The organism is Herbidospora galbida (assembly GCF_005233835.1).
Classification (GTDB): Bacteria; Actinomycetota; Actinomycetes; order Streptosporangiales; family Streptosporangiaceae; genus Herbidospora; species Herbidospora galbida.
Map to the genome: position 1 here is coordinate 1 of NZ_SZQA01000086.1, position 10,983 is coordinate 10,983.

The following is a 10,983-nucleotide window of genomic DNA, read 5'->3' on the forward strand; positions in this document are numbered from 1 at the left end:
GCACGCGACGACAGCGACCCGCGCGCCGAGCGCGCCCAGGTCATCGGCCAGCCCGCCCGCGCCGGGCGCGTCCGGGCCGCGCCTGGAGACGAGCAGCAGATCCCGTACGCCATGACGCTCCACCAGCCGCCGCGCGACCAGGCTGCCCAGACCGCCGGTGCCGCCGGTGACCAGCACCGTGCCCTCGCCGAGCCCGGCCGAGGGTCCGGCGGTCCGGCGGGCCAGCCGGGGGGCCAGCAGCGCGCCCTCCACGGCCACGAGCTGCGTCTCCCCCGCCGCCACCGCCCCGGCCACGGCGGCCCAGTCGGCGAAGCCCTCCCCCGCCTCCAGGAGCACGAACCGGCCGGGATGCTCCGACATCGCCGTACGGACCAGCCCGCGCACCGCCGCGCCGGCCAGATCCCCCGGCCGGATCACGAACACCAGGCGGGAGCCGGAGAAGCGCTCGTCGCCCGCCCACATCCGGACCAGGTCGAGCGCCCGGCCGGACTCCTCCCTGAGCGCGACCGTCAGCTCGCTCGACGGGTCGGCCTCGACGGTGGCGACGACGAAGCCCGGCACGTCGGCGGGGAGCGCACCGGCGCCGAGGAAGACGAACGCGGTCTCGTCTCCGGCCGGTACGGCGACCTTCACCCAGTCCATCCCGTGCATGACGGGCCCCCGCGCGACGGACGTGCGCGCCGGGGCGGTCCGCACCCGCAGATCGTCGATGGAGAACACCGGGCGGCCGGTCGCGTCGGCCGCCTCGACGGTCGCGTCGTCCCCCGACGGGACCAGCCGGACCCGCAGCAGGGTCGCCCCCGACGCGCGCAGGCTGACGCCCCGGAACGCGAACGGCAGGCGCGGCCCGCCGCCCGGCCCGGCGGCCAGCAGCATCGGCTGGAAGGCCGCGTCCAGCACGGCGGGGTGGATGCCGAATCCGGTCACGTCCACGTCTGCGTCTGCGGCGATCTCGGCGAACAGTTCGGCGCCCCGGGTCCACATGGCGCGGACGCCCTGGAAGGCCGGGCCGTACTCGTAGCCGAGGTCGGCCAGCCGCTCGTAGCCGCCGTCGATCGGGAACGGCTCGGCGTCGGCGGGCGGCCAGGAGGCCGCCCAGGCGGACGGGTCCGCCGCGGCCGGGGAGCCGGTGACGACGAGCCCGGACGCGTGCCGCGTCCAGGCCCCTCCGGCGCGGGCGAAGACCCCGACGGGGCGGCGGCCGTCGGCGTCGGGCGGGCCGACGATGACCTGAAGGGGTACGACGTCGCCCTCGGAGAGGAACAGCGGCGCCTCGATGACCAGTTCCTCCAGGTGGTCGCAGCCCGTGAGCGCGCCGCCTTCGAGGGCCAGCTCGACGAAGGCCGCGCCCGGCAGCAGCACGCCGCCGTCCACGGCGTGGTCGCCCAGCCAGGGCGCGGTCACCGCGCTCAGCTCCCCGGTGAGCAGGTATCCGTCGTCGGCCGTCGGCACCACGGCGGCGAGCAGCGGGTGGCCGGAGGCGTCGATCCCGGTGGGCGCGACCCCGGCCGGCCCGGCCGCGCCCAGCCAGTAGCGGCGGCGCTCGAAGGCGTACGTCGGCAGGTCCACGTTGCGGTCGGGCCCGGGGGTGACGGCCGCGCTCCAGTCGACGTCCGCGCCGAGGACGTACGCGTCGGCCAGCGCGGTCAGGAAGCGACGCCAGTCGCCCGCTCCCCGGCGCAGGGTCGCGGCGACGCCCGCCGTGATCCCGGCCGACTCGCAGATCTCCCGCAGGTCGTGGCCGAGGACCGGATGCGGGCTGGCCTCGATGAACAGCGGCGTGCCCGCGCCCGCGAAGGCGGTGACCGCCGACTCGATCAGGACCGGGTTGCGGAGGCTCTCGTACCAGTAGGCGGTGGTCAGCTCGGCCGTGTCGATGAACTCGCCCCGGTGCGAGGAGCCGAAGGCGATGTCGGTCGGGCGGGGCGCGACTCCGTCGAGGGTGGCCAGCAGCTCCTCGCGGAGCGCTTCGACGTGCGGGGTGTGGGACGCGTAGTCGACCACGATCCGGCGGATCTGGACGGCGTCGCCGTGGGCGGCGGTGAAGGCGTCCAGCGCGTCCACGTCACCGGCGACGACGCAGGCGGCGGGGCTGCTGTGCACGGCGATCCAGATCTGGTCCCGCCACGGCTCCAGCAGGTCGCGCACCTGCCCGGCGGGGAGCGACACGGCGAGCATGCCGCCGGTGCCGCTCAGTTTGACCAGGGCCCGGCTGCGCAGCGCGACGATCTTCGCGGCGTCCTCAAGTGAGAGCGCGCCCGCCACGCAGGCGGCGGCGATCTCGCCCTGGGAGTGGCCGACCACGGCCGAGGGTTCGACGCCGAGCGAGCGCCACAGCGCGGCCAGGGAGACCATCACCGCGAACAGGACCGGCTGGATGACGTCGGTGCCCTCCAGGGGCGGCGCTCCCTCGTCACCGCGGAGCACACCGGTGACCGACCAGCCCGTGTGCACGCGCAGGGCCTTCTCGCAGCGCTGCATCTGCGCGCGGAACGCCTCGTCGGAGTCGAGCAGGTCGACCGCCATGCCGGCCCACTGGGAGCCCTGACCAGGGAAGACGAACACCGGCCGCAGGTCGGCGGGGGCGACCCCGGTCACGGCGGCGGGGTGCCCGGCGCCCTCGGCGAGGGCGGTCAGCGCGGCGACCAGTTCGGCGCGGTCGGCGGCGACGACGACGGCGCGGTGCGCGAAGCCGGAGCGGCGGGCCAGCAGCCGGCCGGCGGCGAACAGGTCGGCTTCGGGGGCGCCGGCGGCGAACGCGCTCAGCCGGGAGGCCTGGCCGCGCAGGGAGGCGGCGGACTTCGCGCAGAGCACCCAGACGAGGGGACCGACGGCCGGCGCCTCGGTCTCCGGCTCGCTCTCGGTCTCCGCGGCGGGCGCCTCCTCCAGGACGAGGTGCGCGTTGGTGCCGCTGATCCCGAAACTCGACACGGCCGTCCGCACCACCCGGTCGGCGGGGAGCGGGACCGGCTCGGTGAGCAGCCGCACCCCTCCCGACGACCAGTCCACGTGCGGCGTCGGTTCCGCCACGTGCAGGGTCACCGGCAGGGTCCGGTGCTCCATCGCCTTGATCATCTTGATCACGCCCGCCACTCCGGCGGCGGCCTGGGCGTGCCCGATGTTCGACTTCACCGAGCCGAGCCAGAGCGGCCGGTCGGCCGCCCGGTTGCGTCCGTAGGTGGCGAGCAGGGCCTGGGCCTCGATCGGGTCGCCCAGCCGGGTGCCGGTGCCGTGCGCCTCGACGGCGTCGACGTCGCGGGTGTCGAGCCGCGCGTCGGCCAGCGCCTGCCGCACGACCCGCTCCTGGGCGGGGCCGTTGGGCGCGGTCATGCCGTTGCTCGCGCCGTCCTGGTTGACGGCCGAGCCGCGCACCACCGCGAGGATCCTCCGGTTGTTGCGCCGCGCGTCCGACAGGCGCTCCAGCAGCAGGACGCCGACGCCCTCGGCCCAGGCCGCGCCGTCGGCGGTCGAGCTGAAGGACTTGCAGCGGCCGTCGGCGGAGATGGCCCGCTGCCGGGAGAACTCGACGAACGGCTCCGCCGAGGCCATCACGGTGGCGCCCCCGGCGAGCGCGAGGTCGCACTCGCCCCGCCGCAGCGCCTGCACCGCCAGGTGGATCGCCACCAGCGAGGAGGAGCAGGCCGTGTCCACCGAGATCGACGGGCCTTCCAGCCCGAAGGTGTACGACACCCGCCCCGACAGCACACTCGACGCGCTCGAGGTGAACAGCGTCCCCTCGACCGTGGCCGGAACGGTGCCGATGAAGCGGCCGGCGTAGTGCTCGTACATGTTGCCGACGTAGACCCCGGTGAGGCTGCCGCGGAGCGTGGCCGGGTCGATGCCGGCCCGCTCGATCGCCTCCCAGGACGACTCCAGCACGAGCCGGTGCTGCGGGTCGGTGGCCAGCGCGGTACGCGGGCTCATCCCGAAGAACGCGGCGTCGAAGTCGCCCGCGTCGTACACGAAGCCGCCGTGGCGGGTGTACGACTTGCCCACCGCCTCGGGGTCCGGGTCGTACAGGTCGGTGGCCCAGCCCCGGTCGGTGGGGAACTCGCCGATCGCGTCCACGCCGCCGGCCACCAGTTCCCACAGTTCTTCCGGGCTGGTCACCCCGCCGGGGTAGCGGCAGGCCATGCCGACGACCGCGATGGGCTCGTGCCGGCGTTCCTCCAGTTCCGCGAGGTGCTCGCGGGTGTCCTCCAGCTCGATGATCGCGCGCTTGAGGTAGTCGCGAAGTCTGTCCTCAGTACTCACCGTTCACCCCTCGTTGTCGATAAGCGCGAAGATCTCCTCGTCGGAGGCCGAGTCGATGCGGCCGGCCACGTCGTCCACGTCGTCGGGGTCGCGCGCGGCGTCGGCGGCGGTGAAACGGTTGAGGCCGTTCTGCAGGATCGCGACGACCTTGTTCCTGATCGCGTCTCCGGCGGCCGCCGTGATCATCGCTTCGACGCGTTCCAGCGCGCCGCGCAGCATCTCCTCGGGCGAGTGGGTGGCCGGCGCGAGGCTCTTGAACAGGTAGTCGGTCAGCGCGTTCACGGTCGGGTGGTCGAAGACCAGCGTCGCCGGGAGCAGCAGGCCGGTCTCGGCGTTGAGCCGGTTGCGGAGTTCGACCGCGGTGAGCGAGTCGAAGCCGAGTTCGCTGAAGGCCCGGTCGAGGCCGACGCTGGCGGCGTTGCCGTGCGCCAGGACGGCCGCGACGTGGGCGCGGACGGTGTCGCTGAGCAGGCGCAGCGCATCGGGCTGGGACAGCCCGGCCAGCCGTTCCCCGAGCCCGCCGGACGGGCCCGGTCCCGCCGCAGGTCCTCCGGCGGCGACCCGGCGCGGGAGGCGGACCAATCCGTGCGCGATCGGGGGCAGGTCGCCCGCCTCGGCCCTGGCCCGCAGCCCGGCGGTGTCCCATCGGGCCGCCACGACGAGCGGTTCCTGGCTGCCGAGCGCCGCGTCCAGGAGGTCGAGGCCCTGCTCGACGGTGAGGGGGGCGATGCCGGCGCGGGCCAGCCGGGCCGTGTCGGCCTCGGTCAGCGTGCCGGACATGCCCGATTCGGTCTCCCAGAGCCCCCACGCGATCGACACGCCGGGCAGGCCCTCCTGGCGGCGGTGCGCGGCGAGGGCGTCCAGGAACGCGTTCGCGCCGGCGTAGTTGCCCTGCCCCGGGTTGCCGAGCACGCCGGCCAGCGACGAGAAGAGCACGAAGGCCGACAGCGGCAGGTCGCGGGTGAGCTCGTGCAGGTGCCAGGCGGCGTCGGCCTTGGGCGCGAACACGGTGTCGAGCCGCGCGGGGGTGAGCCCTTCGACGGTGGCGTCGTCGAGCACGCCGGCCGTGTGCACGACCGCGGTGAGCGGCCGGTCGGCCGGGACGAGCGCGAGCGCGGCGGCCAGCGCGTCCGGGTCGGACACGTCGCACGCGGCGACCGTCACCCGGGCGCCGTAACCGCCCAGCCGGGAGACGAGCGCCCCCGCGCCGGGCGCGTCCAGGCCGCGCCTGGAGACGAGCAGCAGATCCCGTACGCCATGACGCTCCACCAGCCGCCGCGCGACCAGGCTGCCGAGGCCGCCGGTGCCGCCGGTGACCAGCACCGTGCCCTCGCCGAGCCCGGCCGAGGGGGCGGCGGTCCGGCGGGCCAGCCTGGGGGCCAGCAGCACACCGTCGCGGGCGATCAGCTGCGATTCGCCCGCCTCCACGGCGGCGGCCACCGAACCCCAGGCGGTGAAGTCGGGCCCCGCGTCCAGCAGGACGAACCTGCCGGGGTGCTCCGACTGCGCCGACCGCACCAGGCCCGGCACGGCGGCGCCGGCCAGATCGTCGGCGCGGACGCGGAACACCAGGCGGGAACCGGCGAAGCGGTCGCCCGCCACCCAGGTCTGGATCAGGTCGAGCGCCTGACCGGACAGTGCGCGCAGGGCCGCGGGCACATTCCCGTCGTCGGCGGTCAGGGTGGTCACCACGAACTCGGGGACGGGTTCCAGCGCCTGGAGGTGGGCCGGGTCCAGGAACGCGAACCCGGAACCGTTCCCGGCCGGCACGCTCACCTCCACCCAGTCCACCCCGTGCGGCACCGGGCCGGTCGAGGCGGCCAGCGCGGACGCCGGGACCGGCCGGGCCCGGAGCGAGTCCATCGAGAACACCGGCTGCCCCAGGCCGTCGGCCGCCTGGACGGCGCACCCCTCGGCGTCGATGGAGCTGAGCCGGACCCGCAGGCGACGGGCCCCGGCGGCGAGCAGCCGCACCCCGCGGAACTCGAACGGGAGGCGGAGTTCACCGGCGGCGGCGGGGTCGGCCAGCAGCAGGGGGTGGAACATCGCGTCCAGGAGGGCGGGGTGGAGGCCGTACCCCGCGACGTCCTGGTCGTCGTCGAGGGCGACCTCGGCGAGCAGGTCCTCGCCCTGCCGCCAGAGGGCGCGGACGGCCTGGAAGGCGGGGCCGTACTCGTAGCCGAGGTCGGCGAGCCGCTCGTAGCCGCCGTCGACGGGGATGGGCACGGCATCGGCCGGAGGCCATTCGCCGGCCCAGGCGGCCGTCACCGGGGCGGGCGCCGCGCCGACGAGGCCGGAGACGTGCCGGGTCCAGACGGCTTCCGGCTCGCCGGCGGGCCGGGAGTAGACCCGGATCGGGCGGGGGCCGTCGGCGTGCTGCAGGACCACCTGCACGTCGACCGCGCCGCGGGAGGGCAGCACCAGCGGGGCCTCGAACATGATCTCTTCGATCCGGTCGCAGCCGATCCGGCCGCCCACGTCCAGCACCAGGTCGACCAGCGCCGCGCCGGGCAGCACGGCCGAGCCGAGCATCACGTGCTCGCCCAGCCAGGGCGCGGACGAGGCGGCGAGCCGGCCGGTGAGGACCGTGGTGCCGTCGTCGGCGAGGTCGACGGCCGCGCCCAGCAGGGGGTGGCCGGCGTCGCGCAGTCCGGCCGAGGTGACGTCGCCGGTGCGCAGGAGCGAGCTGAGCCAGAACCGCTCGCGGTCGAAGGCGTAGGTGGGCAGCTCCACGTGCGCGCCGCCGCCGGACAGCGCCGCCCAGTCGACCGGGACTCCGGCGACGGACATCCGCGCGAGGCAGTCGACGAGCGCGTCGGGCTCGGGGCGCTGACGGCGGTGCAGCGAGGCGATCACCGCGCCGGGGCCGGTGACGCAGTCGTGCGCCATCCCGGCCAGCACCGCCTCGGGCCCGACCTCCAGGAAGGCGCGGGCGCCCTCCTCCTCCAGCCGCGCGATCATCGGCTGGAACAGGACCGCGTGCCGGATCTGGTCCAGCCAGTACGACGGCCGCGTCCAGGTGGCGTCGCCGCCCAGGTTGGTGACGGCCGGGAACTGCGGTTCGGTGAACAGGACGGTGCGGAGTTCGGCCTCGAACGCGGCGAGCATGGGCTCCATCAGCGCGGAGTGGAAGGCGTGGCTGACCGGCAGCCTGCGGGTGCGGCGGCCGAGTTCGCGCCAGCGCGCCCCCACCGCGAGCGTCGCCTCCTCGGGACCGGACACGACGACGGAGGCGGGCCCGTTGACGGCCGCGAGGCCGACCTGGCCGGTCAGTCCGGGCCGTACCTCGTCGACGCTCGCCTCGATGGCGACCATCGCGCCGGGCACGTCCAGCGCCTGCATGAGCCGCCCCCTGGCGGCGATCAGCCGGGCCGCGTCGGCGAGCGACCAGACGCCGGACACGTGCGCGGCGGCGAACTCGCCGACGGAGTGGCCGGCCACGAAGTCGGGGGTGACGCCGAGCGATGCGAGCAGCCGGTAGGCGGCCACCTCGTAGGCGAACAGCGCGGGCTGGGTGTAGCGGGTCTTGTTCAGCAGCGCCGCGTCCGGCGTGCCGGGCTCGGCCCACATGACCTGGAGGAGCGGCCGGTCGAGGTAGCGGTCGAGGGCGGCGCAGACCTCCTCGAGCGCGGCGGCGAAGACGGGTGAGGCGGCGGCCAGCTCGCGGCCCATGCCGGCCCGCTGGCCGCCCTGCCCGGTGAACAGGAACGCCAGCCGGGGGCGGTCGGGCGCGGTGCCGGTGATCCACTCGTCCTGGAGGTGCCCGCCGAGGCGGGCCAGCAGGGCCTCTCTGTCGTGGCCGACGATGACGGCGCGGTGCTCGAACGCGGCCCGCCGGGTCGCGAGAGCGTGCGCGACGTCGGCGGGGGTGATCGTCGGGTCGGCGCTGACCAGCCGGTGCAGCCGGGCGGCCTGTTCGCGCAGCGACGTGGCGGTGCGGGCGCTGAGCGGCCACGCGTGCGGGGCGCCGGCGACCGCGGGGGCCTGTATCTGCGGCTCCGGCTGCTCGGGGGCCTCTTCGAGGATGACGTGCGCGTTCGTGCCGCCGATGCCGAAGGAGGAGACGCCGGCCCGGCGCGGGCGGCCTTCGCGGAACCAGCGGCGGGCGCTGGTCAGCAGCCGGATTCCGTCGGCCTGACCGGCCTGGCCCGGCTGGGCGATCTGGGTGATCTGGGTGTTGGCGTCCTCGACGTGCAGCGTGCGGGGCAGTACGCCGTGCCGCATGGCCAGCACCATCTTGATCATGCCGGCCACCCCGGCGGCGGCCTGGGAGTGGCCGATGTTCGACTTCACCGAGCCCAGCCAGAGCGGGCCGTCGTTGGAGCGGCCCTGCCCGTACGTGGCGAGCAGCGCGCCCGCCTCGATCGGGTCGCCGAGCCGGGTGCCGGTGCCGTGCGCCTCGACGGCGTCGACGTCGCGGGTGTCCAGCCGGGAGTCGGCGAGCGCCTGCTCGACGACCTTCTCCTGGGCGGGGCCGTTCGGGGCGGTGAGCCCGTTGCTGGCGCCGTCCTGGTTGACGGCCGAGCCGCGGATGACGGCCAGCACGCGGCGGCCGTTGCGGCGCGCGTCAGACAGGCGCTCCAGGAGCAGGATGCCGGCGCCCTCGGCCCAGGCCACGCCGTCCGCGTCGGCGGAGAACGACTTGCACCGCCCGTCGGGCGCCAGCGCGCGCTGGCGGGAGAACTCGACGAAGGAGTCGGGGGTGGCCATCACGGTGACGCCGCCCGCGAGAGCCATCGTGCACTCACCGCGCCGCAGCGCCTGCACCGCCAGGTGGATCGCGACCAGCGAGGAGGAGCAGGCCGTGTCCACCGAGATGGACGGGCCTTCCAGCCCGAAGGTGTAGGACACCCGCCCCGGCAGCACGCTCGGCGCGCTCGACACCAGCAGCGTGCCCTCGACGCCCTCGGGGACCGCCCCGTCGGTGAACCGCGAGGAGTAGTCGCTGTACATGTTGCCGACGTAGACCCCGGTCAGGCTGCCGCGCAGCGTGGCCGGGTCGATGCCGGCCCGCTCGAAGGCCTCCCAGGAGGTCTCCAGCACGAGCCGGTGCTGCGGGTCGGTGGCCAGCGCGGTACGGGGGCTCATCCCGAAGAACGCGGCGTCGAAGTCGCCCGCGTCGTAGAGGAAACCGCCGTGCCGGGAGTACGACTTGCCCAGCGCCTCGGGGTCGGGGTCGTAGAGACCCTCGACGTCCCAGCCTCGGTCGGCGGGCATCTCGCCGATGGCGTCGCCGCCCGAGGCGACCAGGTCCCACAGCTCCTCCGGGCTGGTGACCCCGCCCGGATAGCGGCAGGCCATGCCGACGATTGCGATAGGTTCGTGCCGGCGGTCGTCGCTGTCGCTGAGCCGTTGCCGGGCCTCCGCCAACTCGACGATCGCGCGCTTGAGATATTCGCGCAGTTTGTCCTCAGTCGCCATGTTCGGACCTTTCCGGTGAGGACCTCAGGGGTGACGCCTTGGCCCGGTCGTCGAGCAGCGCGAAGATCTCCTCGTCCGAGGCGGAGCTGAGTCGCTCCGCCGCGTCCGCAGTGCCGCTCGGCCGCCCTCGGAGCCTGGGGGTCGGGGCGGCCCCGAAGGTTTCCAGGCCGCTCTGCAGAATCGCGATGAGCTTGTCGCGGATGGAGTCCCCGTCGCCGTTGGCGGCGGCGACCATGACCGCGACCTGTTCCAGCGCGGCGCGCAGCGTGTCTTCGGCGGAGGGCGCGGCGGGCGCCAGGGTGTGGAACAGGTGGTCGGCGAGGGCCTCGACGGTGGGATGGTCGAAGATCAGCGTCGGCGAGAGCCGCAGCCCGGTGTCGGTGGTGAGCCGGTTGCGCAGCTCGACCGCGGTGAGGGAGTCGAAGCCGAGTTCGCTGAAGGAGCGGTCGACGCCGATGCCGCTCGCGGCGCCGTGCGCCAGGACCGCCGCGACGTGCGCGCGGACGACGTCGACCAGGCGGGCCCTGGCGTCGTCCGGGGCGAGGTGGGCCAGGCTCTCGGCCAGGCCCGCCGTTCCGGTCGCCTGCTCGGCCCCCTTCCCAGCGGTCCGGCGCGGGGCGCGGACCAGGCCGCGCAGCGGCGGGGGCAGTTCGCCGGCCGCCGCCCTCGCGCGGAGCGCGGCGCGGTCCCAGGTCGCCGCCACCAGGAGGGGGTCCCGCGCGGTCAGGGCCGCGTCGAAGACCTCCAGGCCCTGTTCGGCGCTCATCGGAGCGATGCCGGCGCGGCCCAGGCGGGCCGTGTCGGCCTCCGACAGCGTGCCGGACATGCCCGATTCGGTGTCCCAGAGCCCCCAGGCGACGGAGACCGCCGGGAGGTTCCTGGCGTGGCGGTGCGCGGAGAGCGCGTCCAGGAAGGCGTTCGCGGCGGCGTAGTTGCCCTGGCCGGGGTTGCCGAGCACGCCCGCCACCGAGGAGAACATCAGGAAGGCGGTCGCGTCGGGGAGGAGTTCGTGCAGGTACCAGGCGGCGTCGGCCTTCGGCGCGAACACGCTGTCCAGGCGGCCGGCCGACATGCCCTCGACGGTGACGTCGTCCAGGACGGCGGCGGCGTGGACGACGGCGGTGACCCGGTGGCCGGCGAGGAGCGCCGCCAGCCGGGTCCGGTCGGACACGTCGCAGGCGGCGACGGTGACGCGCGCGCCCTGGGCCTCCAGCTCGGCGCGCAGCTCGGCCGCGCCGGGCGCGTCGGGGCCCCGCCGGGAGACCAGCAGCAGGTCCGCCACGCCGTGCCGCTCGACCAGCCGCCGGG

The 10,983-nt window shown here is 75.5% G+C and carries 3 protein-coding genes; all 3 read right to left on the bottom strand.

Translation table 11 applies throughout. The features are described from left to right. A partial coding sequence (locus FDA94_RS41295; RefSeq protein WP_137251936.1) for a type I polyketide synthase occupies positions 1–4,254 on the bottom strand: 4,254 nt, incomplete at its 3' end. A 3-nt stretch (positions 4,255–4,257) separates the two neighbouring features. Continuing rightward, on the bottom strand, positions 4,258–9,675 hold the full coding sequence (locus tag FDA94_RS40925) for a type I polyketide synthase (RefSeq protein ID WP_137251937.1): 5,418 nt from the start codon (positions 9,673–9,675) through the stop codon (positions 4,258–4,260). Further along, positions 9,665–10,983, bottom strand: a 1,319-nt coding sequence (locus FDA94_RS38420; RefSeq protein ID WP_137251938.1) for a type I polyketide synthase, incomplete at its 5' end; no start/stop codon positions are given. The genes FDA94_RS38420 and FDA94_RS40925, both read right to left, overlap by 11 nt.